Annotated in this window: 22 protein-coding genes, 1 other RNA gene and 2 pseudogenes; 14 read left to right on the top strand and 11 right to left on the bottom strand. The window is 35.1% G+C overall.

Translation table 11 applies throughout. The features are described from left to right. The first annotated feature begins 23 nt into the window (after positions 1–23). A pseudogene (locus NMD99_RS05160) lies at positions 24–1,254 on the top strand (IS256-like element ISWpi15 family transposase). A 44-nt stretch (positions 1,255–1,298) separates the two neighbouring features. On the opposite strand, the gene NMD99_RS05155 reads toward NMD99_RS05160, so the two are convergent. The 4 genes from NMD99_RS05155 to nuoE form a co-directional block, all read right to left on the bottom strand. Next, entirely contained in the window at positions 1,299–1,646 is a 348-nt protein-coding gene (locus NMD99_RS05155; RefSeq protein ID WP_309165735.1) for a hypothetical protein, read from the bottom strand. A 20-nt stretch (positions 1,647–1,666) separates the two neighbouring features. Further along, the gene (locus tag NMD99_RS05150) at positions 1,667–3,142 is read right to left on the bottom strand and encodes a hypothetical protein (protein WP_309165733.1); all 1,476 of its coding nucleotides are present in this window, start codon (positions 3,140–3,142) and stop codon (positions 1,667–1,669) included. Between the two features lie 143 nt (positions 3,143–3,285). Then, a complete protein-coding gene (gene tgt, locus NMD99_RS05145) occupies positions 3,286–4,497 on the bottom strand; it encodes a tRNA guanosine(34) transglycosylase Tgt (RefSeq protein ID WP_253309318.1) in 1,212 nt (403 codons plus the stop codon). Continuing rightward, positions 4,498–4,998: an NADH-quinone oxidoreductase subunit NuoE gene (nuoE, locus tag NMD99_RS05140; RefSeq protein ID WP_253309317.1), complete on the bottom strand. Its 501-nt coding sequence runs from the start codon at positions 4,996–4,998 to the stop codon at positions 4,498–4,500. It abuts the gene before it with no gap. A gap of 342 nt (positions 4,999–5,340) precedes the next feature. On the opposite strand from nuoE, the gene NMD99_RS05135 reads away from it, so the two are divergent. The 3 genes from NMD99_RS05135 (at position 5,341) to rnpB (ending at position 8,827) form a co-directional block, all read left to right on the top strand. Beyond that, a complete protein-coding gene (locus NMD99_RS05135) occupies positions 5,341–5,790 on the top strand; it encodes a hypothetical protein (RefSeq protein WP_265016635.1) in 450 nt (149 codons plus the stop codon). Positions 5,791–6,051: 261 nt separating this feature from the next. Next, entirely contained in the window at positions 6,052–8,322 is a 2,271-nt protein-coding gene (locus tag NMD99_RS05130) for a hypothetical protein (RefSeq protein ID WP_253309314.1), read from the top strand. A 158-nt stretch (positions 8,323–8,480) separates the two neighbouring features. After that, positions 8,481–8,827: RNase P RNA component class A (gene rnpB / locus NMD99_RS05125), an RNA gene on the top strand. Positions 8,828–8,876: 49 nt separating this feature from the next. On the opposite strand, the gene NMD99_RS05120 is transcribed toward rnpB, so the two are convergent. Further along, positions 8,877–9,647, bottom strand: a complete 771-nt coding sequence (locus NMD99_RS05120) for a response regulator transcription factor (RefSeq protein WP_096616586.1) — start codon at positions 9,645–9,647, stop codon at positions 8,877–8,879. 325 nt (positions 9,648–9,972) lie between these two features. Here NMD99_RS05120 and NMD99_RS05115 point away from each other — a divergent pair, with 325 nt between their 5' ends. The 4 genes and pseudogenes from NMD99_RS05115 (at position 9,973) to NMD99_RS05100 (ending at position 13,407) form a co-directional block, all read left to right on the top strand. After that, positions 9,973–10,956 carry an NAD(P)H-dependent glycerol-3-phosphate dehydrogenase gene (locus tag NMD99_RS05115; protein ID WP_253309313.1) on the top strand — a complete coding sequence of 328 codons (984 nt, stop codon included), beginning with the start codon at positions 9,973–9,975 and terminating at the stop codon, positions 10,954–10,956. Positions 10,957–10,975: 19 nt separating this feature from the next. Continuing rightward, entirely contained in the window at positions 10,976–11,458 is a 483-nt protein-coding gene (locus tag NMD99_RS05110; RefSeq protein ID WP_265016633.1) for a phosphatidylglycerophosphatase A family protein, read from the top strand. Further along, positions 11,448–12,228: pseudogene (locus NMD99_RS05105) on the top strand (GNAT family N-acetyltransferase). Before NMD99_RS05110 ends, NMD99_RS05105 begins: the two are co-directional and overlap by 11 nt. A gap of 42 nt (positions 12,229–12,270) precedes the next feature. Continuing rightward, positions 12,271–13,407: a hypothetical protein gene (locus NMD99_RS05100; protein WP_187297077.1), complete on the top strand. Its 1,137-nt coding sequence runs from the start codon at positions 12,271–12,273 to the stop codon at positions 13,405–13,407. 3 nt (positions 13,408–13,410) lie between these two features. On the opposite strand, the gene NMD99_RS05095 is transcribed toward NMD99_RS05100, so the two are convergent. The 6 genes from NMD99_RS05095 to NMD99_RS05070 form a co-directional block, all read right to left on the bottom strand. Continuing rightward, complete coding sequence (locus NMD99_RS05095; RefSeq protein ID WP_253309311.1) at positions 13,411–14,199, bottom strand: succinate dehydrogenase iron-sulfur subunit; 789 nt, start codon at positions 14,197–14,199, stop codon at positions 13,411–13,413. An 86-nt stretch (positions 14,200–14,285) separates the two neighbouring features. Next, positions 14,286–14,738, bottom strand: coding sequence for an rRNA maturation RNase YbeY (gene ybeY, locus NMD99_RS05090; protein WP_253309310.1), 453 nt, complete (start codon positions 14,736–14,738; stop codon positions 14,286–14,288). Continuing rightward, the gene (locus NMD99_RS05085) at positions 14,732–15,130 is read right to left on the bottom strand and encodes an EVE domain-containing protein (protein ID WP_253309309.1); all 399 of its coding nucleotides are present in this window, start codon (positions 15,128–15,130) and stop codon (positions 14,732–14,734) included. Before NMD99_RS05085 ends, ybeY begins: the two co-directional genes overlap by 7 nt. Further along, positions 15,130–16,326 carry a cell division protein FtsZ gene (gene ftsZ, locus NMD99_RS05080; protein ID WP_253309308.1) on the bottom strand — a complete coding sequence of 399 codons (1,197 nt, stop codon included), beginning with the start codon at positions 16,324–16,326 and terminating at the stop codon, positions 15,130–15,132. The genes NMD99_RS05085 and ftsZ overlap by 1 nt, the downstream gene beginning before the upstream one ends. A gap of 238 nt (positions 16,327–16,564) precedes the next feature. Continuing rightward, positions 16,565–17,017, bottom strand: a complete 453-nt coding sequence (locus NMD99_RS05075) for a hypothetical protein (protein ID WP_309165721.1) — start codon at positions 17,015–17,017, stop codon at positions 16,565–16,567. A gap of 84 nt (positions 17,018–17,101) precedes the next feature. Then, positions 17,102–18,610, bottom strand: coding sequence for a YifB family Mg chelatase-like AAA ATPase (locus NMD99_RS05070; RefSeq protein WP_264731608.1), 1,509 nt, complete (start codon positions 18,608–18,610; stop codon positions 17,102–17,104). A 125-nt stretch (positions 18,611–18,735) separates the two neighbouring features. Here NMD99_RS05070 and NMD99_RS05065 point away from each other — a divergent pair, with 125 nt between their 5' ends. The 6 genes from NMD99_RS05065 (at position 18,736) to NMD99_RS05040 (ending at position 24,953) form a co-directional block, all read left to right on the top strand. Further along, positions 18,736–19,575, top strand: a complete 840-nt coding sequence (locus NMD99_RS05065; RefSeq protein ID WP_265016630.1) for a polysaccharide deacetylase family protein — start codon at positions 18,736–18,738, stop codon at positions 19,573–19,575. Then, positions 19,530–21,086: a penicillin-binding transpeptidase domain-containing protein gene (locus NMD99_RS05060; RefSeq protein WP_264687761.1), complete on the top strand. Its 1,557-nt coding sequence runs from the start codon at positions 19,530–19,532 to the stop codon at positions 21,084–21,086. Before NMD99_RS05065 ends, NMD99_RS05060 begins: the two co-directional genes overlap by 46 nt. 126 nt (positions 21,087–21,212) lie before the next feature. Then, positions 21,213–21,893, top strand: a complete 681-nt coding sequence (locus NMD99_RS05055; RefSeq protein ID WP_309165719.1) for a hypothetical protein — start codon at positions 21,213–21,215, stop codon at positions 21,891–21,893. Between the two features lie 5 nt (positions 21,894–21,898). Next, positions 21,899–22,285 (top strand): hypothetical protein, encoded by a 387-nt coding sequence (locus NMD99_RS05050; RefSeq protein WP_309165718.1) that lies wholly within the window; start codon positions 21,899–21,901, stop codon positions 22,283–22,285. Between the two features lie 1,295 nt (positions 22,286–23,580). After that, a complete protein-coding gene (locus NMD99_RS05045; protein ID WP_309165716.1) occupies positions 23,581–24,006 on the top strand; it encodes an ankyrin repeat domain-containing protein in 426 nt (141 codons plus the stop codon). Continuing rightward, positions 24,000–24,953, top strand: coding sequence for an ankyrin repeat domain-containing protein (locus NMD99_RS05040; protein WP_373457555.1), 954 nt, complete (start codon positions 24,000–24,002; stop codon positions 24,951–24,953). The genes NMD99_RS05045 and NMD99_RS05040 overlap by 7 nt, the downstream gene beginning before the upstream one ends. The last annotated feature ends 243 nt before the right edge of the window (positions 24,954–25,196 follow it).

The following is a 25,196-nucleotide window of genomic DNA, read 5'->3' as shown; positions in this document are numbered from 1 at the left end:
TATAAAAAAATGGAGGTTTGACAATGAGTCAGAAAGTAGTAAACAGAACTACCGGTTTGGTAGATTATAAAGAATTAGAAACAAATATCCTGTCGTCTATACGAGAAGGAAGACCGTTGACAGGAAGAGATGGAGCATTAACACCGTTTATAAAAAAGTTGCTGGAGGTAAGCCTGGAAGGTGAAATAGAAAACCACTTGTCGGCTGAAAGCGAAGAGAATAATCGAAGAAATGGGAGGAATGCAAAGACTTTACGTACAAGCGCAGGGTCATTTGAGCTTTTGACGCCAAGAGATAGGGAAGGAAGTTTCGAACCACAAATAGTCAAAAAAAGGCAAACAAACTTACATCCAGAGCTTGAAACGAAGATTTTGAGCACATTTGCCAGTGGTATGGGCTATAGAGATATAGTGTCACATGTTGAGGAAATTTATGATCACAAAATATCGGTGGCAGAGATATCAAGTATTACTGACAAATTGCTACCAGTAATCAACGAATGGCGTAGTCGCCCGCTGCAGTCTGTATATCCGATAGTTTTCATGGTTTTTTAAAGTCAAAGAGGACGGGCATTGCGTAAGTAAATGCATGTATAACATATTAGGCATAGATCAAAATGGCAAAAAAGAAGTATTAGGTTTTTATTTGGCTGAAAGTGAAGGAGCTAACTTCTGGTTGGGAGTGCTAAATGACCTCAAAGAAAGAGGAGTAGAAGATATCCTTATTGCCTGCGTTGATGGGCTGAAAAGCTTTCCTGCAGCTATAAACAGTGTCTTTCCTAATGCGGAAGTGCAGATGTGTATAGTGCATCAGATACGCAACTCACTGAAGTATGTGGCCAGTAAAGATGCGAAGAGTTTTTTGAGCGATTTAAAGAAGGTATATCAAGCTTCAAGCAAGGAAATTGCCGAGAATTATCTGTTGGAATTGGATGAAAAATGGGGCACAAAGTACCCTATGGTTATAAAATCTTGGCAGAATAATTGGGAAAACTTGTCTGGTTATTTTAAGTATTCTGGTCCAGTTAGGAGGATAATCTACACCACCAATCCCATAGAGGGGCTACATAGGCAAATTAGGAAATTCACTAAGACCAAAGGCTCATTTACCAGCATAAATGCCTTGTATAAGCAGGTATATTGTGCTATAAAGAAGGCAGAGGAAAAGTGGACGATGCCTGTACATGATTGGGCATTAACTATCTCTCAACTTGATGTTTTCTTTCCTGGCAGATTGAAAATTGAGTTGAACTAAAAATGCGGTTTGACACAGTTTATTTAACACTCCCTGCTTAAAGCTTAGTGTATTCTGTTATATTGATTTGGCTGCTTTACAATTGAAGCAATGTGCTGTGAACTACACGCTTCTTTTATATTGCTTCTAGGAGGAGATGATGATGCTTGACCTTGAGGTGTAGTGCTGCTTGCAGGATTCAAGTTTTTATTTTTCTTTTGCTGATGATAGTTCCATGCTTCTTGAACGGTTTGATGTGTAGGTTCTCCATCATTATAGTTTCCTCTCACAGAGTTTGAGTTTATGTCTTTCTTTTGCGGAGGATAATTCGATGCCTCTTCACGAGTCTGGAATATAGGCTCTCCATCATTATAGTTTGAGTTTATATTTTCCTTTTGCAAACCAGCGTTCAATAATTTCGATATCTCTCGCCCTAGCTGATCACCTTTATAATTATTGTTAAGATCTTTGATTTTCTCTTTTTCTCGATTATTTGAGCTAAGGACTCGACAATAATATCTTTGTTTATTCTTGAAGCATCTATTGGCTTACTTCCTTTGACAGTAATTTCACTACTTCCTTGCTTACTACTTACATTATAGCCCTGCCCTTCAATTTTTGTTGCCACTTCTCTTCTAAATAAATTGCAAATAGCATTTATTACCTCTTGAATACAATCTTTAAAAAAAGCTTTGATTGCTTTAAATTCCTGTGCTAAGGAGATAGTCTCAGTGTATACTTGTTTTTTATTCTCACCATCAGTAACCATACCATCACTTGATTTCCTTTTTTGAGGAAGTGATGGTGATGCACTCTTATGTATAGGCTTTGCTTGCACTTTTAATGCACTCTTAATATCTTCAAAATTTTGGTATATACTTTCCTCTGGCACTATTTTTGATGCCTTAAATCCCTCTATTACTCGATCCGAAGCATCTTTTATTATCTCCTGAACCTTTTGAATATCTATTTGCTTACTCCCTTTGACAACAATTTCTTTTCTGTCCTTATTGCTCACACCATAGCCTTGCTCTTTGAGTGCCCTTATCGCCTCCTCTTTAAACAAGTCTTGAACACTATGTACTTCTTTCCTTAATTTATAACCATTGTTAATAAGAACAGACTTAATTGTCTCCATTTCTTTCTCTAAGGAAACAGTGCTTTTATTAATCTTAGCATATAGCGATTCTTGTTCCCTTGAGTTTTCATAATTTGGTTCTTGTATCAAACTGGTATTGATAAACTTTTGTACCTTTCCTAGATAACCAACATTTTTATCCTCTTTAGGTACTCGCACACCTTCAAATTTGATTTTTTGTATCTCTTCAATACTCAGCCCATTTTTTTCAAGCCATTCCTCTCTTTTACTCATTGATGCAACAAACTCATTAATCTTTTGAATATTTTTTACATCATCATCAACTAGCATGACAGTTTTTGGCAACTCACCATGTTTATCCTTATACTCCACAATTGCCTTACAGATGTGTAAATTTTTTCCAACTTGATTTTTTTGTTCTTTGAGACCTTTTGGAAGCTCATTATCATAATCTCCTGGAAACCCACCAAATACAGAAATACCGCCTGCTTGTTCTTTAGATAAACCCAAATGATTCTCTACAACCCTTCTCACAGCGTCTGAATATCCTGTATACGATGCGATATTAACTTTCACTCCATTTGAAAGTGCAGATTGCAACACAGATTTTAATGTCTCCTTATTTTTTACTCCGCCTGTATTCTTTAGAAAATTTCCTATATCAGTATCGTTCACTGCATATTCTGCACCAGAATTGAAATCACTTTTTTTGAACCCGGAGTGTTTACCGGAGAAAATATTATGCATGTGTCCATTAGTAATAGTGTTATCAAAATCAAATATTAATAGGGTATTATTTCCTTTAGCCATATCTTCACCTCTAATCCTTACAAATCATATGGGTAGAGACTAACATTAATAGATTAATTATTTATTATAACCTTTCTAATTAATAGTGTGATAAATAAAGTAAATATAACAAGAAGTAAAAATCAACGGCATAAAGAAAAGACTTAAAGAGAGGCCAAATCAAAGTGCAATGGTATTTCACTAATCCAATTATTTTTCTCTTGATCTAGCCTATCATCCAATATTGCCTGCCTTATAGATGCCATTAACTTATTCATGAAGAAAACGTTATGAATGGTAACGAGTGTGTAAGCCAGGAGCTCTTTAGCTTTCAGTAAATGGTGTATATAAGCTCTTGAATGCTTTCTGCAGGTAAAACATAAGCAGTCACTTTCAATTGGGTTATTGTCCAGCTCGAATTGTTGATTTCGCAAATTAATATGCTCTTTGCACTTTGAAGAAATAGAATCTCTATTTTTTACTTTAATAAGCGCACCACCATGCCTTGCTAAACGGGTTGGATGCACGCAATCAAACGTATCAATTCCAAGACTAACTCCGCGAAAGATGTCCACAATTCCACCAATACCAAGCAAATGAGTAGGCCTATCTTTTTTCAGATGGTCCATAGTGAAAGAAACTACATCGTACATCTGCTCTTTACTTTGACCAAGTGATCCACCTATTGCTTGACCAAAAAATGGCAAATCGTTAATAAAATTACAACTTTCTCTACGTAAATCTTGATATACTCCGCCTTGACTAATTCCATACAGTGCCTGCTTGCCATTATTGTTTTTTTCAAATTCATTTAAAGAACGTTCAGCCCATTTGTGGCTCATGAGCATTGATTTTGCTGTGTATTCTTTGCTTATGTGAAATGGAGTACATTCATCTAAGACTAAATCTGCACCTAGTTTCTGTTGAATTTGTATAGACTTTTCAGGAGTCAAGCAATAAGTTTTACCATTAATGTAAGAACGAAAAATTGCCCCATCCTCATTAATTTTGATCAGAGTTTTTTGTTTTTTTCTTATTCCTTTTATCTCTTCCGAAACTGATCCGTGCCCTAAGCTAAATATCTGGTATCCACCAGAATCAGTGAGCATTGGTCCACTCCATCCCATCATCTTGTGCAAACCACCAAGTTTTGCTACGGTATCTTCCCCTGGTTGGAGCATTAGGTGATAGGTGTTGGAAAGTATTATCTGAGTACCTGCTTCACTAATTCTCTCGATATCTGCAGCTTTAATTGCAGCTTTTGTTGCACAGAATATAAAAGCTGGTGTTTCTACGCTTCCATTTGGAGTTTTAATTGTTCCAACTTTTGCAGAACCTGATTGCTTGATTATCTTGAATGCAAATTCTTCTTTCATCTATTTGCCTGAAAGTTCTGTTATGATGTTTTCTACTTTCTCAGGAGTAAGATTTTCATAGAAGTCATTATTGATCTGCACAACGGGAGCATTAACGCATGCACCTAGGCATTCAACTTCTTTTAAAGTGAACAAATTATCTTTAGTAGTCTCACCGATATTGATTCCAAGTTTTTTTTTAAAGGTATTTAAAACTTCTTCACTATTGCACAACCAGCAAGGAGTTGTTCTACAAATTTGTATTAGATATTTGCCTACTGGTTTTAAATTATACATGGTGTAAAAATTTGCCACTTCATATACACGAATATGTGGAATATGCAGCATATCAGCAACATAACGCATAGCAGATTCAGAAACCCATCCGCATTGCTCTTGAACCAGGTATAGTAAAGGCATGACAGCACTACCTTCTCTACCTTTGGGATACATCTCTATAAACTTTTCCGCTTTCTTAAGGTTTTCTGATGTAAAACTAAACTGCTCTTTTTTTTCTATCATTCATGAGACTCGTGTAAACTTTACAGATTATACCTGTAGAACCAATGATTGCAATTGTTGGTTTTTTGAGAAATAGCATTTTGCAGTATCATACTACCCATACTGCCCAACTTGTAAATTCTTTTGGCTTGGCCATAGGATCCAGTTAAAAAATCTGATCATGCGCTAACTTCAATTGTTTCATAAGTTTGTTTTAGTAAATCTCAATTATTTTAGCTACAGCTAACTACTTTAAAAAAATGCTTAAGAAATTATAGTATATTATTTATAAATACACTATCCTTGACATTTATTATAAATGTTGTGTATGATAAACTATATTTATTAATATGAGGTTAAACTATGAGTAAACAATTAAATTTATGGATAAAAGAAACTGGTGAAGAGAAATTTAAAAATTTTCTCACATCACTAGATAAAGAAAATCTTCAAAAGCATGCCACAACTATTTACAGAAATTACGAACAAAGTTACAATGAAAAGTATTTCATGTACAACAAAATTGGTTCTGGTGCAGTAGTAATAGGATCTTGTGCTCTCATTCTGCTATCTCGATATTTCGATCTAAGAGAAAAAGTGCAAAAACCACTTGAATACATGGCACTTGCAGCAATTGTTATCTTTGGAGTTGGATTTCTATACTCACTTTATCAAGAACATGAATATAAAGCCTCCAACAAAAAGGGAGAATATGTATCAGATCACGAAAAACATAAGGAGCTTCCTGAGGTTCAAACAATTATAGATGAGCTAAAGGCAGAAGCCCTATTAGGGAGTAAAAAAGAAATTTAGCCAAAACTTAAGATTCCGCTACTTGTTAGCGGAATCTGCATAAGACATAACGAATAAAAATTTACCTTTAAATATAGATTATAGGGTTTTGAGAACTCTACCTTCCTTTCATCTATAAAACTTCTTAGCCATTTTCGAGCCTATACTTACTTTTTAGTATAAAATAAAGACGTTAATTTTTTAATTTTAGTTAAAATTTTCATTGACATTAACACACAGGAGTAATCATAATAGCATTTTATTAATATTTTAAATAAGATTATGTCTATATTAGGAAGATTGCTCGGGATCAACTCAAATACACCGGAAGTTAAAGAAGCGGTAGGTTTTAACCCAGCAAACGTAGGGTTGATTGAAGGAGATGGAGTCGCTTATGGACTTAGCTATCAAGATAATGGTAATGGGAGCAGTAAAGTAAAATTACTTATTAGTCCATTATATCAATCAAAAACATACGAATGGGGTACAAATGTCAGCGTAGTAAATGAATTCAAAGATCAATTGTCTCTCACATTAATAGAAGATTCAGCTGAAACAGATAAAGTTGGAGTTATCTTTCCTACAGAAGAAATTAACAAAAAAGAAAAATGCATCAAAGGCTTAACATTCAACACTTACGAAATCAAGCATTCAATTAATGTTCCCTTAGTTGAATACGTAGGAAAAGTAAAATTATACAAGAACATTAATAGAGATAGTCTTGCAAATGAAGACAATAGCTACTTTCAACCAAAAGCAGTAAAAGTTGGTAATGGTAATGTTATTGTAATTGCTCATAACTTAAAGGATCAAACTTTAGTTTCTTGGTATTTACAATCAGACACAAATGGAAAATTTAAGGTTTTGCGTGAAAAAAACGGTCTTATAGAAAGAAAATTATTCAAATTTGATAATCCAGGGCAATTAGTACTAGATGAAAATACGATACTTTATTCGCAAGTGAGAAAAAATAGTATTGAAAATCAAGAAGTAAGAACAAATATTTTTAAGTTCGATATGGCTAAAGTGGTTAAGGATCTAAAAAGTGGCAAGAAAGATGAATGTTTGCTTAGTAAGAGATGTCAGATAGATAATAAAGCACTATCTCTTTCCAGAGAATATGAAATAAGCTTTTTACAGTATGTGAAACGAACTGAAGGCAATGATCTAGTTGCCTTTCTTGCAGAAGACCGGTTGTCTGATAAACAAACGTTACATTTAACAAGTCTTGTTAAGAATGGATCAAAATCGAACTTTACTATTTGCGAATTTGCAGATTCTATAGAGCAATTGTACGTTAAAGACAATGGTCAAGACAGTTTTATTGTAACTGCAATAAGTGAAGAAAACATCGCAATTTTCAATCATCAAAGATTTGAAAAACCTTCTAAGGTAACAATAATACCGGCAAGTAGTATCAAAACTCTCAGTGATTTTGTTGATATCATTAACGGTCGATTGACACCTGATATCATTTCTAGTAGTACCGTGGCTCCTGTAACTATTACAGAAACGGTTGTGACTTCTAAGAAAACGCTGACTGCTGCAATTACTAGCACAACAGAAACCGACACTGTAAAGACTACCAAATTAACAACAGAAGCATCAACTACCGTTGCACCTACTTCTACAATAAGTAAACCTTCAACAGAGTCAACGACTCAAACAAGTACAGTAACAGTGGAGCCAACAACAGAAGCCGTTGCACCTACTTCTACAATGAATAAACCTTCAACGGAGTCAACGACTCAAACAAGTACAGTAACAGTGGAGCCAACAACAGAAGCCGTTACACCTACTTCTACAATGAGTAAACCTTCAACGACTCGAACAAGTACAGTAACAATGGAGCCAACAACAGAAGCCGTTACACCTACTTCTACAATGAGTAAACCTTCAACGACTCGAACAAGTACAGTAACAATGGAGCCAACAACAGAAGCCGTTACACCTACTTCTACAATGAATAAACCTTCAACGGAGTCAACGACTCAAACAAGTACAGTAACAGTGAAGCCAACAACAGTAGCAAAAACAACTACTACTTCACAAGTGACCACGGTTGCTACAACGTCAACTAGTGTGCCAATAATAAACTCAGAGAAAACTATACAAACAGTATTTAGTATACCAAGTACTAGAACAAAAGAGTCAACAACTCCTATATTTACCACGACTTTACTTCCTCAACCTACTTCTTCACCACAGCCTACTCAACTTGCTATAGGGTCTAATAGGGCAGGAATGATAGGAGGATCTTTGATTGGAACAATAGGTATTGCTGGAATTATAGGATTTATAGCATATAAATGTATTAAGAAATATCACGGTTATTATAATGCTGCTCATGTGTTAGAATTAGCTGATTTGGAATCGCATTCAAATAGCAGCAATGAAGAAATTTTTTTCACCCATAGCAGAACAAGCAGTGATAATAACATATCTATACAAACTACGTATCAATCTGAAACAATGCTAGACAGTATATCGGTAGAAAGTAGTAGTAGGTCAAGAAGTAGCTCATCGTCTTCAGGCGGTGGACCAAGCTCTTGACTGACTGAAGCGGAGTCTAAAAGTGAAAAAAGCTTATCTTGGGATAGCGATGATGTGCCGGAATATCACCTTTAGCTATTTGTCTGAATGTTTTTAATATGTAGACTGTTAGGAAATTGTCTTTTGCTTTTGTGATTTTCATGTTAAAGTATAATTCCTGGGTGAAATAAGTAGCTGCTGTTGTGTGATAAACATAGCAGAGGAAAGTCCGGGCTCCAAGGAAAAATAGTGACGGGTAACGCCCGCCGGAGGTAACTCCAGTTATAGGGCTACAGAAAATTACCGCCTAAAATATTTTAGGTAAGGGTGAAAAGGTGTGGTAAGAGCACACCATGGCAATGGCAACATTGGTAGTCGAGTAACCAACACTAGGAGCAAGATTAAATAGAAGTAGATTTTATGTTTTTCTCATATCTACTCGGGTAAATCGCATGAGGTAAATGGTAACATTTACTCCAGATAAATAGCTACATAAACAGAACTCGGCTTATATTTCACCTAGGCGTCACATGATACGTGCGATATAAGCCATGCTATATTTAAGTGTAGGCATTTCATGCGTTGTCCTTCACTTGTTCTGCTTGATAGCCATCACTACTTTCGCCTACATTAACATTAGAATATTCTTCATCATCAATATACTCTTTCAGAACATACCCTCTGCCCCAAACGGTTTCTATGTGGCTTTTTCCATCATTTGCACTTTCAAGTTTCTTACGTAATTTGCACATAAAAACATCAACTATCTTGTTATCTGAAGGTTCATCCAAGCCATTGTAAAGATGATTTAAGAACATTTCTTTTGTTAGTACTGTTCCTTTACGCAGTGCTAGCAATTCTATCATAGAATACTCTTTATTAGTAAGGTGAACCGTTTTACCTTTCACCTCAACAATCCTGTGATCAAAATTGATATTTATATTACCAATCTTTATCACCGATTCAGGATGGCCTTTAGTACGACGCACTATGGCCTTAATTCGAGCTAATAACTCGCTTTTATGAAATGGCTTGGTTAAGTAATCATCTGCACCATACCCAAGCCCTTTAGCTTTGTGATTGACAGCGGATATACATGAAAGTATTAAGACAGGAACTTTGATTTTTGCACTTCTTAGTCTTAACAATATATCATATCCGTCAATATCACCAGGCAAGTGTATATCTAAAATAACTAGGTCATAGTAATCTCCGTTTGAGGAAACCATATTATTGTTATAATCTTGTGCAGAAGTAACAACGTCACAGAAGTGTCCATCAGAAGTTAAGGCATTAACCACAGTCTTTGCACTTACTTGATCATCTTCGATTAATAATATACGCATATTTTACACCCCATAAATAATTTATAATTTTAGTAATATATATAACTAAGGAAAGTAATAAATCAAATCTTTATTAACAAATGATCAAAATTACACTTATTAATTAATAATAAATATATTGTTCCAAAGTTATATAAATAGATCTAAAATATAATAGATATACCATGGTAGTAATAATATTTTTAGTAAATATTGAATTAAAGTTACTATTATTAAAAGAATACTTCGGTTAATAAATATTTAACTATTCTATATGTCTGTGTTATATTTTTAATTTACTTATCCTACTGTTTTAAAGTATAAGTAATACTTTCAGGAATATTGTGTGGCAATATCAATTTTAGGTGCTGGTGCATGGGGTACAGCAATCGCAATTTCACTCAGTAGTAAGAAAGATGTGATTTTGTGGACTCGCAATGAAACTACATTTGAATCAATCAACGGGAAAAGAGAAAGTGACAAGCTACCCGGTTGTCGAATTTCTGATAATGTGTCAGTAAAATTGGCTATTGAAGACACAATTAATGCTTCAGTAACAATCCTCGCTGTTCCCACTCAATCTCTGAGGGAGGTATGTCAGCAATTGCATAATTGTAATCTGAAAAAAGATGTAGCAATAATTTTAGCTTGTAAGGGAATAGAAAAGTCTACATTAAAATTACCTAGTGAAATAGTAAATGAAGTTTTACCTAACAATCCTATTGCTATTTTTTCAGGCCCTAGTTTTGCTGTAGAAGTTGCAAGAAAATTGCCCTATTCAATGGTTCTTGCATGCCGAAATAACATATTGGGTTCAAAGCTAGTATCAGAACTACAGCAAGAAAATGTTAAATTACGCCTTAGTAGCGATGTTATAGGGATACAGGTTTGTGCAGCGTTAAAGAACGTTTTTGCTATAGCGTGTGGGATTGTTCTAGGTAGTAAACTTGGGTTTAATGCTCATGCAGCATTGATTACGAAAAGTGTAAGCGAAATTAAGGCTTTATACTCAGCAAAAGTTGGTAACGGTAATGTGGATATAAATACACTACTTGGACCGGCATGTCTGGGTGACCTAATTATGACATGCACATCCTTGAATTCAAGAAACCTATCTTTTGGGTTTAAAATAGGTAATAGTGACAATGGCTTTAATGTTCAGCAGATTTTGTCAGAAGGCAAGTCAGTGATTGAAGGTTTTAGCACTGCTGAGCCCATATTTAATTTAGCAAGAAAGCTAAAGATAAAAATGCCTATATGTGAAGCGGTCTATAGATTATTGTATGAAAGCGCCTCTATAGAGGATACTATTTCTGTTCTTGTAAATTAGTTTTGTACTTTGGTGTATTGTGAAATTTTTATATAAATTGATATCAACATGGTGGCTGTCTGGCACAGTAAAAAAAATGCCAGGTACCATAGGCAGCTTAGCTTCTTATCCAATTGTTCCTGTGATACTGAGTGACAGAATTTTAGGTGCAGCAATTATTTTTTTTTTATTTTTGATTGGACTATGGTCTATAGGCAATTATATAAAACACTACAAGACTTCATGTGATCCAAAAGAGGTAGTAATTGACGAAGTAGTTGGTCAATTGCTGACAATACTTTTAGTTTCGATATTGTTAAGCCAAGAGATGAATTGCTCTTCATTGTTGTTGTGCTTTTTTTCTTTTAGGTTTTTTGATATAATAAAAACGTGGCCTATAAATTTGATCGATAAAAATACCAAAGGTCCTTTAGGTGTTATGCTAGATGACATTATAGCTGCAATTTTAGCCTGTGTTCTTATAGGAGCCTTTTATTGTTTATTGTTGATGTATGCAGGATAAAAAAATTTATTATTCAAGCTTAATTGTTCAAAATTTAAAGGATTATATACTGTACACAGCGAATTTATCTGAGTGGGAAGTACACGATGAATTTGATAACGTTACATTTACAATAAATGGTACTAGGGAGTCATTATTTAATTTTGTGTTCTGTGGAGATCAATGTACCGAGCTTTCTATACAAAAAAACTCTAGATTATCTCAGAACAAGAGATATAGAAGCAACATGGGTAATAAATTCACATATGAAAATAAGAGATATTTTAGAAAAGTGTGAAATAAAACACGTTAGCACACCAAAAAAAGCTTTACTTAATATGAAAAATTACTTTTTACCTGCTGATGTTATTCCAAACTTGAGGTTAAATGCTGTAAATGGTAGCGACCTCTTAGAACAGTTAGATTTACACACTTCTAAAATTTTTTATCATGGCGTTGGAATTGTCAGCACATTTTTTCGCGGATTATCAAATTATGATGATAAAAACTCAAGATTAAGATTTTTTCTTGTAACACTAAATAGTGAAATTATTGGGACATGCGGTCTTTATGTTCAAGACAGTGTAGCTGGTTTTTATAGTGATGGAGTTTTACCAATTTACAGGAATCGTGGAATAGGTACCCAAATGGTTTTAGAAAGAATAAAGATAGCTAAACAGCTTGAATGCAAATATATAGTAGCACATTGTATGAAACCTTCTGTAAACCTTTATAAGAGATTGGGCTTTCAGATGTTAGGCAATCTTTACTTATATAACTCTTCAGCATAATTCTGAGCGGTTACAAGTTTTTACATCTGTTTTAGAAGTGCTATGTTTTTTTTGTATGAAGTGGTTTTAATATTGATTCTAATATTATTCTTTCTCTCTTATTCTAAATTAAAAATTAGTAATAAGATTAAGAACTTACAACATCGAAATGTTATCATAAATAATTTAATTGATACTGTGAATGATGGGTTTTATATTTGGGATGCAAAAAAGCGTATAGAAAAGTTCTCTCCCAACTTACTAATTTTGCTTAATACTGTTTTTTACTCATTTAATGAGTTTGTGAATTTTTTTGAGCAATCAGAAAGTTTAATTAAAAATTTTGCTGAGGCAAAGGAAATAAATAAATCTTTTACTCTAGATTTAAAGTCAAAAGACAGTGAGGTTTATTGCATATGTTATGGTAGAAGCATAATAGATGATTCTAACAATGTGATTGGTGTGCTGTTATGGATAAGGAATGTCTCAGACTGTAAAATAAAAGCTCACGGACTTGAGCTAGAAAATAGTAAGCTTACACAAGAAGTGGAGAGCTATAAAAATGTTTTCAACTCTTTACCATTTCCAATACTAAAATATAACAAGAATAGAAAGGTAGAATTTTATAATTTGTTTTATGATAAATATGTAGATGGCTCTAAGAAATTTGCTATTACCAGTAGCGCTCATAGCACAAAACCAGGAAGGCATGTCGTAACTTACAAGAACGAACCTAAGGTTTTCGATTTTGTTAAAATTCCAATACAAGGTTCTGGTAGCATAGTAATGTATGGGAAAGATGTTAGTGATGCAGAGAAATTATATACTGAATTAAACAGTTATTTAGCTACACAGAAAAATTTGCTTGAGAGGTTGCCGGTTGCTATAGTAATATATAGTAAGAATCAAAAGCTAAAATTTTATAATAATGCTTTCATAAAAACCTTTCAATTTGACCCAAAATTTTTGGCATCTTACCCAACTTATCATGAAGTTATGCTTTACCTCTTCGAATCTAAAAAGCTTTTAGAAAAAGAGGATTTTCAAACTATTAGTAACCAAAGACATGAGTTATTCAAAAAATTATTTGCATCGTATGATGATACGATGCATTTCACGAATGGAAAAGCGTTCAGGGTATTAACAATACCCTACGCTTCGGAAGGTTTGCTGTTCTCTTACGAAGAATGCAAAAGATGATACTTAAACTCCTTCTTTCTCTACCATGAGCTGTTTTACTTTCGCTATTGCTCTTGCTGGATTAAGTCCTTTAGGACAAGTTTTTGTGCAATTCATTATTGTATGACAACGATACAACTTGAATGGGTCGTTTAAAACATCAAGTCTTTCACCTGTCTTATTATCACGGCTGTCAGCAATCCATCTGTAGGCTTGTAATAGTATTGCTGGTCCTAAAAATTTATCACTATTCCACCAGTAGCTTGGGCAACCAGTCGAACAGCAAGCACATAATATACAGTCGGACAAGCCATCTAATTTTTTTCTATCTTCAGGAGATTGAGAGTATTCTTTATTTGGTAGGGCAGGCTTATCTGCTTGTAACCAAGGTTTAATTGATTTGTATTGCTCATAAAATTGGCTCAAGTCCGAGACTAGGTCCTTTATCACATACATGTGAGGTAATGGATATATTTTTACATCACCTTTTATATCGTGTATAGATCTAGTACATGCAAGAGTATTGGTTCCGTCAATATTCATGGCACAAGATCCACATATGCCTTCTCTACAAGAACGTCTGAAAGTTAAAGTCGAATCTATTTCATCCTTTATTTTTATTAATGCATCAAGTACCATAGGGCCACAACTATCCATATCAATAAAAAATGTGTCTATTCTAGGGTTTTTCTCGTCATCAGCAGACCAACGGTAAATTTGAAATCTTCTGATGTTTTTTGCTCTAGCAGGAATAGGATAAATTTTGCCCTTTTGATTAATTTTAGAATTCTTTGGCAAAGAAAACTGAACCATATCACTTACCTTTTATTGTTTATAGCTAAAACCCTTTGTAGATAACATATTTTATTATCATCTACTATATTTTTATTAAATTCCTTTTAAATCGCGCACATATTGTAGCCAAGCGAAGCTAAAATTTCTCTTTCTAGATTTTTCATTATAATTTCTTCATCTTTTTTTTGGTGATCATGACCAAGTAAATGCAGTAATCCATGCACTAACATGTGTGCAATGTGAGCAAGAATAGGTATACAATACTCATGCGATTCTCTTTTTATTGTGTCTATTGAAATTGCTATGTCTCCTAAATCGCACTCATTAGACAATTGTTCACACGGAAATGATAGTACGTTAGTTGGCTTATCCATTTCTCTAAATTTTAAATTAAGTTGATGTAGCAAATCATCATCAGCCAGAGCTATTGATATATTTGGTTTATAGTGGTCTATTTTTAATTCTTTTAGAGAAGCATTGATGACACCTAATACAAAATTTTTAGGATTTTCTATAATGCTGCACCATTTCTTGTCAAGAATATTTACTTCTAACATTCACTCATCCTTATTACTTCATTCCATTCAATTTCCGAAACTGGGGCAATTGATAAACGTGGTTGTTTTAATATAGACATATTTTTCAAAAGTGGGTTTTGTTTTATATTATTTAACGTTACTTGGTTATTTAAAGGTTTCAAAAACTTTACATTCACTAATCCGAACTTGGGATCATTAATATGATAATACTCTTTAAATACTTCAACGATTCCAAGTATTGCTTTCTCTTTACCTGTATGATAAAAAAACGCAAGATCGCTTACTTTCATAATTTTCATGTAATTTTGAGCTTGATAATTGCGCACGCCATCCCACTCAACTACCTGCTCCTTTTCCATTTTTTGCCATGAATATTCACTTGGCTCTGACTTGAGTAGCCAAAGTTGCATTATTTTTTTCTTCTTAAATAAGCCGGTATATCATAAACATTGCTGCCCCATTTAGCTCCTTCGCTTACCTGTTCAGTTGGTTTTGTTTCCAGTGTTTTGTCTTGCGTACTTTCACTGTGACTATAGGGCCACTTAAATTTCTCTTTCTCTGAGTCTTCGCTCTGACTTATAGGTGAAGTTTCTGACTTATTATTGCGACCATCAATGCCAGTTGCAAGAACAGAAACTCTAACTCTTCCCTCCATCGCTTGATCAAAAGTAGCACCAAATATTATATTTGCATTTTCATCTACTTCTTCACGCACTCTATTGGCTGCAGCATCAACTTCAAACAGAGTCATATCTCCGCCACCAGTAATGTTAATTAATATTCCTTGCGCACCTTTCATTGATACATTGTCAAGCAATGGATTGGATATTGCAGCTTCCGCAGCACTAATTGCTCTATCTTCTCCTTCTGCCTCTCCGGTGCCGATCATCGCTTTGCCCATCTCGCTCATTACTGTTTCTATATCAGCGAAGTCAAGATTAATAAGCCCTGGCATGACCATCAAGTCAGTTACTCCTCTGATGCCAATATGCAGAACATTATCAGCAAGTTTAAATGCATCAGAAAATGTAGTTTTTTCATTTGCAATTCTAAATAAATTCTGATTTGGAATGACAATAAGTGTATCCACGTATTTTTGCAGTTCTTCAAGTCCAAGCTCTGCAATGCGCATGCGGCGCACACCTTCAAAACCGAACGGTTTAGTTACAACTCCAACAGTCAATATCTTTTTTTCTTTTGGCGCTCTATCCTTAACTGCAGCTCTTGCTTCTCTGGCTGCTTTTGCAATTACCGGTGCTGCACCGGTTCCGGTACCACCGCCCATTCCTGCTGTGATGAAAAGCATATGACTATCTTTTATATGCTCCATAATTTCATCGATTGATTCTTCTGCTGCACCTTTCCCAACATCAGGCAAAGCACCAGCACCAAGACCCTTAGTTAAATTAATGCCAAGCTGAATTTTTTTATCACATAACGACTTTTCTAGTGCTTGAGCGTCGGTATTTGCGACAACAAAATTCACTCCTTGCAAATTAGATTGGATCATGTTATTCACAGCATTTCCACCAGCACCACCCACTCCCACAACGGTAATCCTTGGGTGTAATATAGGTAACTCCGGCAGACTAAGATCAATAGACATTTAAATTACTCAAATTTAGCGAATTCACTTGATAGTAAGTTACCGCTTTTTTAATAATATGCAAATACTTTTCACTTCTATAGGCGTAAACAGTAAACGGGATTTACTTATTCTTAATATTTATACTAATAAGTGCTATTTTATAATTACTAGATTTTTGGATGATATTACTTCAAAAAAATAAAAAATGTTTATAAAAAGGGACAGAGACCTATCCCTTTTTGTTTTGTTGAAGTTATTATACACCTTTTTCTGCTTTGTTCGATGCTTCAACCACAACATCTTTTAATTTTGAGGCAACTTGATATGTTCCATAAAGAACAGCAGCTGCAGCAATTGTCATTATGGCACCTGCAACTATCTGACCAGCAACACCTGTTCCGATAAATCCAGGTAATGAAGCAGCTATTGCTTGATTTGTCCCAACAAAGTAGCTGGCAGTCTTAGCAAGAAACCCAGAAGCTTCTGCTGCACTAACAAAGCCTGCTTTCATATGCATTGCTGTAAAGACAACACTTGCAACTGCAACCGGAAATAATGCTGTTCTTAACTTATTATCCTTAATATACTGACCAAGCCCACCAGCAGCACCTGTAACTCCCCAGTGTCCATTATCAGGGTTTTTATATTCCTCTGGAATAGCGTAAAAAACACTATGTTCTTGTTCGTAATTATATTCTGTTAATGCCATAACTCTACTCCTTAAATAGAATGTTAAAATTTCATTAAGGGCAGTATATAATGAAACAAATTGTCTGTCAAGTAAACTAATTTTTTAATATATCCTTATTCTGTAATTCAGCGCTTCAGCAATGTGTGCTCTTTTTACTTCTTCACTTTTTGCAAGATCTGCAATGGTTCTTGCAACTTTTAATACGCGTGTGTAGCCTCGATTGGAAATGTAATTTTCTTTCAGTACGTATTTTAGCAATTCTAACCCTGCCTGATCTGGTTCAGTAAATTTATTAAATGCTTCACCGCTTACTTCTGCGTTACAACGAACATTCAATTTACTATAACGCTCAGTTTGAACTTTTCTTGCTGCTATCACTCTTTCTCTTATGATTTTAGTACTTTCTCCCTCCACAGAGATTTCAGGAGAGAGTATGCTAACGTTTGGCATTTCAATGCATATGTCTATTCTATCAAGCAATGGTCCTGATATTTTGTTTTTGTAATCTGTGCCACACTTTGGAGCTTTGTTGCACGATCTACTTGCATCCCCCAAGTAACCACATCTGCAGGGGTTCATCGCAGCAATCAGTTGAAAATTTGCAGGGTAGGTTATGTGAGCATTTGCCCTTGCAACGGTAACTTTTCTATCTTCAAGTGGTTGGCGCAGAGAATCAAGCACAAGTCTTGGAAATTCAGGTAGCTCATCAAGGAATAACACGCCATTGTGAGCCATAGTGATTTCTCCAGGTTTTGCATTCTTTCCTCCCCCTATCATTGCTGGCATAGAGCATGAATGATGAGGTTCACGAAAGGGGCGAGTTACTTTGAATATTTCATTACCAGTTTTTGTTATGCTGGAAATAATATTAACATCAATCATCTCCTGTTCGGTCAAATCAGGCAGCAATCCTATAAAGCGCTTAGCAAGCATTGATTTTCCAGTACCAGGAGGGCCAACAAGAAGCATATTATGCCCACCTGCTGCTGCAATTTCAGCTGCTCTTTTTGCAACAACTTGGCCTTTGATATCCTTCATATCGGGAACCAATCTTTTTTCTTTGGGTGCATCACTATAATTAAAAATTACTGGCTGAATTAATTGCTCACCCTTAAAGTGTCTGATAATATCAGTTAATTTCTCTATAGCTAGAATTGAAACATTCTTTACCCATGAAGCCTCTACTCCATTTCCCCTTGGGCAAATTACTCCTTTATTTGCCTTTTTTGCATTAATTGCTGTTGGCAGCACTCCTGAAACTGGAATAACTCTGCCATCAAGAGCCAGTTCACCCATGATTATATAAGACTGAACTTTTTCAACTGGTATCACATTCATTACAACAAGTAGTCCAATAGCGATAGCCAAGTCATAATGACTGCCTTCTTTCAGCAAATCCGCAGGGGAGAGATTAACTGTAATTCTTTTTGGAGGTAGTAGTAGATTGATTGAATTTAACGCTGCTCTGATGCGCTCTTTGGATTCCGCAACAGTTTTATCCGGCAATCCAACAATATTAAAAGCTGGAATACCATTTGCCATATGAATTTGTGCATTGACATTTACTGTGCTAATTCCCTGAAGCGCAACGGTATTTATATTTGCAATCATAATATATTATATAAAATTGTTAATATAATATATTAAAGAAGTGATGAAGTAAAGGCTACAGCAATTAAAGATGGCTTAACTTAGCAAAAAAGTGCATAGTATCCTATCACTTTGCTGATTACAAAATGTTTATAAGGATAATAACTTTTCTTTTGCTATACTCAAGCGCGGTTTTCTGTGGTGATTGTAATTTTAATTTACCATACTGTGGGCTCAGTTGTAATCTGGATCTATCATATAGAAATTTAAGTAATATAAAAAAATTGTTGAATAACGACGATAAGTTTGTTGCGCTTACGTTTGATGATGGGCCTTCCAACAATAGAGTAAACGATATTATTAATGTTCTGGAAAGCTATGAAGCAAAAGCAACGTTTTTTGTGCTTGGTGAACGTATAAATAAAAAAACATATGAGATAGTAAAGAAAATCCATGAAGCAGGTCATGAGTTAGGCAATCACTCTTGGTCGCATAGGAAGTTGACATCACTTTCAAGTGAGGAACAATTGCAAGAATTGGAAAAGACAAATACAGCAATTAAAAATGCAATAAAACAAGATGTAAAATGGTTTCGCCCGCCATATGGATGTCATGACGATAATCTGATTGAAAATACTGATCAATTAAATATGTATTCAATATTATGGACAGTTGATTCGCTAGATTGGCAAGGTGATAAACCAGAAGCTTTAGTTGAAAGAGTTTTAAGTAATGTACATAATGGAGCAGTTATACTGTTTCATGATCACAATAACAGATCAAACACAATTGAAGCTTTACCTCATATTATTAAAATACTAAAAAAATCGGGTTACAAGTTTGTTACCTTAAGTGAGTGGGAGGAAAGGGTTTGTAATACGGTAAAAGCCAGAAGTGTAACAATAAAAGAGGGGGAAAAAGTGCGTTTTGAAGGAATGTTATGTGGACAAAAAACAAAGTCTTTAACCGCAGAGCATTCATATTAGGTGGTATTCAGCTTACCATTTCCGCTATTTTTAGCTATAGGTTATATAATTTACAAATACGAAACAGACAAAAGTACGAAGCACTATCTAATAGTAATAGAATAAGAGTCGCTACTATTATGCCTCAGCGGGGCAAAATTTTAGATAGGAATAGCACTGAACTTGCGGTAAACAAAATTTCGTATGTTGTTCTGTTTGATGGGCAAAAAACTTCTGGTGAGGAGGTCGATTTGCAAACATTATCAGAAGTCGAGTCTAAAATAGCAAGATCGTCAGAAACAAAAGTAACTGCTCTTTATAAACGTTATTACCCGTTTGGTTCAATATGTTCTCATGTAATTGGATATACAAAAAGACAGCAAGGCATAAACGAAGTAGGAATCAGCGGTATTGAATATACATATGATCATATATTGAAAGGCAAGTCAGGAAAATCTGAGCAGGAAATAAATTCTAAAAAACGCGTCATAAAAGAATTATCAAGCATACCACAACAAGACGGACAAGATATACAGCTAACAATTGATATTAATCTGCAAGAGAAAATCGCAAAGGTATTTAAAGATCACCAAGGCTCCGCAGTGGTAATTGATGTAAGTAACGGAGAAATTTTAGCACTATATAATTCACCTTCTTACGATAATAATCTTTTTGCTAGCAGACTATCAAATGAGACTTGGGAAAGCTTGAATACTCCTTCATTACCACTTGTGAATCGTGCATTGTCGTATCAAATTCCACCTGGTTCAATATTTAAAGTAATAGTTGCGCTTGCGGGTTTAAAAGACGGGATAATAATACCAGAAGAGAAATTCTCGTGTAAGGGCTATATGAAAATAGGTGAGCGGAAATTTCGTTGCCTGAAAAGCAAAGTCCATGGGTATGTATCTTTAAATGAGGCAATGGCATTATCATGCAACACTTACTTTTATAACATAGGAAAAAAAATAAGTGTAGACTCTCTGGTGGAAATGGCCAGAAAATTTGGTATTGGCGGTGGGTCGCTGATTGGAACGTTTAAGGAAGAAGCTCCGGGATTGTTGCCCGATAGAGATTGGCGCGCACGAAAACTATATTCGCAGTGGTATTTAGGTGACACTATCAACTTAGTTATAGGACAAGGGTATTTGCTTACAACACCACTGCAGCTTGCAGTTCTTGCAGCGAGGATTGCAACAGGAAAAGAGGTAATTCCCCACATTGAAATGAGTAATACAGTGCAAAATTTCCCTGACATTGATGTAGATTATGAGCATTTTAGCATAATTCGAAAAGCTATGTTTGACGTGGTGAATTCTAACTATAGAAAAGGGCTAAGCAGCATACAAATTGCCGGCAAAACCGGTACACCAGAGATAAACTCTAAGGGTGAAAGTCATAAGTTATTTATCGCTTATGGTCCTTACCATAACCCGCGCTACGCAATCTCTGTGTTTATAGAACACGGCAAAGCCCCGCGCCAAGATGTTGCTATGGCTAATGAGATATTTCAATACATGCTTGAAAAGTAACTATAAATATTATGGCTATTACTTGTCGTGTATTATCTTAATATAAACATTAATTTAGTCATAAACTATTGACGAATGATGATAATCTAGTTATTATTAAATTATCATTAACAAGTGAAGTAAAAAATGCGTACATCAAATCTTGGTCCTTTAATTGCTGTTTTATCATTATCTGCATTTAGTTTCACAGCTGGTCAATATCTTCCTTATGTTATTACAGCAATTTCTGGTTCTGGTGCCATTGCAGCAGTTCCTTTAGCAATTTTTGCTGTTTCTACGGTTGTTGCATTGGCTTCAGTGATATATCTTATTAAACGGGCCATTTCTATAGCTGGTAATGAGAAAAAAATAGATCTGAGTGGAAAAGAATTTGATCAGTCTGACCAACAACATACTGAATTTCCAGAACCAACAAAAAAATCTGTGTGTGAAAATGGTACTGATCTGAAGAATAAGTCAAGTACGCCTACTCTTTCACAACATCAGCTAACACTTGGTGTAGCAATTCCTCCATTAACTGGTACTCCACCACCACCACCTCCTCCTATGCCAACTCCTGAGCAATTGAATCAAGCAAGTGGTGCACCAGCTCCCAAGCTTACGATGCAAACCAAGGATGATGATATGTTCGCAGGGATAAAGAATGTAAAACTAAAGGAAACTGGTGGTCCTAGTATGCCTAAAGCTAATAATGATTTGCTTAAGGCAATAAAAAAAGGAACAAAACTCACGAACAAGAAAGAGTCTGACAAGAGGGAGAAAGAGAGGTTAAATAAACTGGAAGATGTGCAACCAAAAATCTTATAGATGTTTTGTCCAAAAAGCTTCAGTCTCGATTTAAAGCAAATTATTCGAGTGATAGTGATGACGAAGATGACGATCAAAATCGTACACTTAATAGTGAATGGGAAGATGAACATCAAACACCTCCAAACCACCAATCAGACGATGAAAAAGGAACAAGCACTCCCGAGAGTGGTTATAGATCTGATGATGTGGATCAACAATATCCTAAAATTGCAGCTTTGCCAAGCCACCAACCAAATACAGAAAAGCCACCAATACCTCCTAAGCCTGCTAATTTACAAACAGGACCTCAAGCTCCTCCTGCAACAACAGTGACTGAGGTGAATAGTGAGGTGAAAGATCCATCTACTCTTCCTTTTAAGGATCGCAAGGCACAGTTTGAGGGCAAATGAATTTCTTCCATTTGCCCTCTTCATAAGTAGCTATACAACAAAGCCCACTGGGATCCAGAAAAAAGGATGGTGTCATCCAAGTAGCTGACACTGGTTCCTTTATGACGGCAGTGCCCAGACACTGGTTCACTCTATAATAGTATCATTCCAGTGCCCCTTTCTCCTGTCATCCGAGTAGCTCCTTTCTTGTCATTCCAGTGCTCCTTTTTTGTCATTCCAGTGCGTGACACTGGAATCCAGCCTTTTCATAATCATCAAAACGTTGTATTTTAACATAAAACGGCTACTTTTATACTCACCAACTTAGCTAGATCCCAGTGCCCTCTTCTTGTCATTCCAGTGCGTGACACTGGAATCCAGCCTTTTCATAATCATCAAAACGTTGTATTTTAACATAAAACGGCTACTTTTCACTCACTAACTTAGCTAGATCCCAGTGCCCTCTTCTTGTCATTCCAGTGCGTGACACTGGAATCCAGCCTTTTCATAATCATCAAAACGTTGTATTTTAACATAAAACGGCTACTTTTATACTCACCAACTTAGCTAGATCCCAATGTCTGGGCACTGGGATGACAAAAAAGGAGCACTGGAATGACACCTCTCTTGGGCTCTTTTAGCTACAAATATTTAAGAAATTTACCAAATGAAAAAAAAGGCAAAAGAAGCCCCGAGTAGCGAGTTTTGACTCTATATTACTGTAAGTGGCGCTGTAATAATGTGCTGACGCTTAGTTTAAGCGCGGTTTGGCTGAATGTAGAAAAAATTTAAAAGACATGCAGCCGCTATAATTTTATGTAATCCGCCAAAAAATACCCTAAGTTTTTTACTGAATTTTGTCATTGAGCCTGCAGGTCAAAAACAAGTTTTGAGTCATAAATACCCTTATTGTCATAATAAGCTTACTATTACCCACAAATAAAAACATAGTATTGTATTTACTCAAATAATTTAATTTTATTAACCTGAAAGCTTATTGGATTAAAATTATTAAACTAAGAGTTATAATTTTAGCAACTAAAAGCTGTAAATTGCACCATATAAACAGTTATTTCAAGCAAAAGTTATGCCATTAAGAGCTATGCAACAAACATTTATATTTGTGGGTAATAGTAAGCATAATAAGGGGGCTGGAGGAGTTTGTCAAGTGGTTTTTTTGTTTCATCCAACGCGCTGCCAAAAGTTTGTTATGCAAGAATGCATAGTATCCTAGCCATTTCTCACAGATTCATTTAAACTTAATCAAGTAGGAGTATTATTAACGCGAAAAGGGTTCAATTAGAGACTTAAGTGATATGGCGCGTGAGGAAGATATAAACCAATTAGTAGAAAATGGATTTGATATTAACTCAAAAGATGCAAGTGGAATCACTCTCTTGCATAAGTTCACAAAAGAAGGCGATTTAGTTGGAGTAAAATCATTGCTAGAGCACGAAGCTGATTTTAATGTCGTAGACAACGAAAATAGAAACCCACTGCATTACGCCATTATGCATGGACACAAGAAAATTGCTAAACTTTTTGTTAATCAACTGACAATCAATTCCAAGGATAAAAATGGATTCACTCCACTGCACCTTGCTGCACTACAAGATGACACGGAATTAATAGATTTTTTGATAACAAAAGGCGCAAAAATTAATGAAAAAGACGCCAAAGAGGGCTATACTCCTCTTCATATAGCTTCACTATACGGTTCTAAAAAAGCGTCCAAATTTTAATTGATAGCGGAGCAAATCTCGAATGTGAAGATAACAATTTTCGCACTCCTTTGTTTTTAACTATCTATCAATGCACTGCACATTATGACAGCAGAGCAGAAATTATAGAATATCTGATAAAGAAAGGTGCAAATATAGAAGCCAAAGATGCAGAAAATAACACTACGCTTTTCCTAGCAGCGTATAACAACAAAATGCAAATAGTTAAACTTATTGCAAAAAGACAGCAAGCAAGTAACGATGAAATTAAACTTAAAGAGTTTTTTTGCACAAAAAACAACCATGGTTTTGATGCATTAGATTGCGCTATTGAGCATAATAATAGAAAAATGGTAACATTTCTTGTATCAAAAGGAATAGATGCAAATGATCAAGATTTTAATGGCAACGCCAGGCTGCATAAAGCTAGCCATAATGGTAACACTAAAACAGTTAAGCTCTTATTGAAGCTTAAGGTAAACATTAATGCTGTTACTAAATGTAACAGAACTCCCTTGCTACTGGCAGTTAAAAAAGGCCATACAAAAATTGTGAAAATGTTATTGGAAGTTAGAGCCAATATGAACATTTGTGAGCAACAAGGTTTTGCACCTCTACATCTTGCTGTTCAAAAGGATTATTTTGATATAGCTCAGCTGTTAACAGAAAAAGGTGCAGACCTTAACATTAAGTGTAATAACGGTCATACCGCAATAGATATATTCATTAGCAAGGCTCATAGCAAAAAAAACATCGAAGAAAATTACAAAAAATTTTGTAGATTTTTGATGCTTTACCTGAAAGAGCTACATAGTAAACACAAAGCCTGTTGTATACTTTCAACCCTAGCTCTAAGCTTAACAATTATAGGCTTACCATTTATTTTTAAGCCTATTATTAAATATAGAGAAAGAAGTAAAATATATAAAAAAACTAAGGCTATGCTGGAAAACTTACTCTACATTTAAGTACAAGAGGGGCGTACAAAAAAACATATATAGCTATACCGCCACGGCGCTAACGAGTAGCGGAATGACGAGTTACTATACCGCCGCGAACCGTCATACCGTCACGGTATCTCTAGATCCCGCTAACACGTAGCGGGATGACGGTTTTTCAAATCGTCGGTAAATCTAAGTCAGTTTAGCTATAGCCAGTGTAGGTCAAGCTAATATATGACAATTATCTGCTCGATGAAAACGAAATTAAAT

The organism is Wolbachia endosymbiont of Listronotus oregonensis, assembly GCF_031205055.1.
Lineage (GTDB): Bacteria > Pseudomonadota > Alphaproteobacteria > Rickettsiales > Anaplasmataceae > Wolbachia.
This window is presented reverse-complemented; position numbering and strand designations above follow the sequence as displayed.

Bases quoted from the DNA above. Each gene is read 5' to 3' on its own strand.
- NMD99_RS05150 (WP_309165733.1), bottom strand. From the start codon at position 3,142: ATGGCTAAAGGAAATAATACCCTATTAATATTTGATTTTGATAACACT.
- tgt (WP_253309318.1), bottom strand. From the start codon at position 4,497: ATGAAAGAAGAATTTGCATTCAAGATAATCAAGCAATCAGGTTCTGCA.
- nuoE (WP_253309317.1), bottom strand. From the start codon at position 4,998: ATGATAGAAAAAAAAGAGCAGTTTAGTTTTACATCAGAAAACCTTAAG.
- NMD99_RS05135 (WP_265016635.1), top strand. From the start codon at position 5,341: ATGAGTAAACAATTAAATTTATGGATAAAAGAAACTGGTGAAGAGAAA.
- NMD99_RS05130 (WP_253309314.1), top strand. From the start codon at position 6,052: ATGTCTATATTAGGAAGATTGCTCGGGATCAACTCAAATACACCGGAA.
- NMD99_RS05120 (WP_096616586.1), bottom strand. From the start codon at position 9,647: ATGCGTATATTATTAATCGAAGATGATCAAGTAAGTGCAAAGACTGTG.
- NMD99_RS05100 (WP_187297077.1), top strand. From the start codon at position 12,271: ATGTTTTTTTTGTATGAAGTGGTTTTAATATTGATTCTAATATTATTC.
- NMD99_RS05095 (WP_253309311.1), bottom strand. From the start codon at position 14,199: ATGGTTCAGTTTTCTTTGCCAAAGAATTCTAAAATTAATCAAAAGGGC.
- ybeY (WP_253309310.1), bottom strand. From the start codon at position 14,738: ATGTTAGAAGTAAATATTCTTGACAAGAAATGGTGCAGCATTATAGAA.
- NMD99_RS05085 (WP_253309309.1), bottom strand. From the start codon at position 15,130: ATGCAACTTTGGCTACTCAAGTCAGAGCCAAGTGAATATTCATGGCAA.
- ftsZ (WP_253309308.1), bottom strand. From the start codon at position 16,326: ATGTCTATTGATCTTAGTCTGCCGGAGTTACCTATATTACACCCAAGG.
- NMD99_RS05075 (WP_309165721.1), bottom strand. From the start codon at position 17,017: ATGGCATTAACAGAATATAATTACGAACAAGAACATAGTGTTTTTTAC.
- NMD99_RS05070 (WP_264731608.1), bottom strand. From the start codon at position 18,610: ATGATTGCAAATATAAATACCGTTGCGCTTCAGGGAATTAGCACAGTA.
- NMD99_RS05065 (WP_265016630.1), top strand. From the start codon at position 18,736: ATGTTTATAAGGATAATAACTTTTCTTTTGCTATACTCAAGCGCGGTT.
- NMD99_RS05060 (WP_264687761.1), top strand. From the start codon at position 19,530: ATGTGGACAAAAAACAAAGTCTTTAACCGCAGAGCATTCATATTAGGT.
- NMD99_RS05055 (WP_309165719.1), top strand. From the start codon at position 21,213: ATGCGTACATCAAATCTTGGTCCTTTAATTGCTGTTTTATCATTATCT.
- NMD99_RS05045 (WP_309165716.1), top strand. From the start codon at position 23,581: ATGGCGCGTGAGGAAGATATAAACCAATTAGTAGAAAATGGATTTGAT.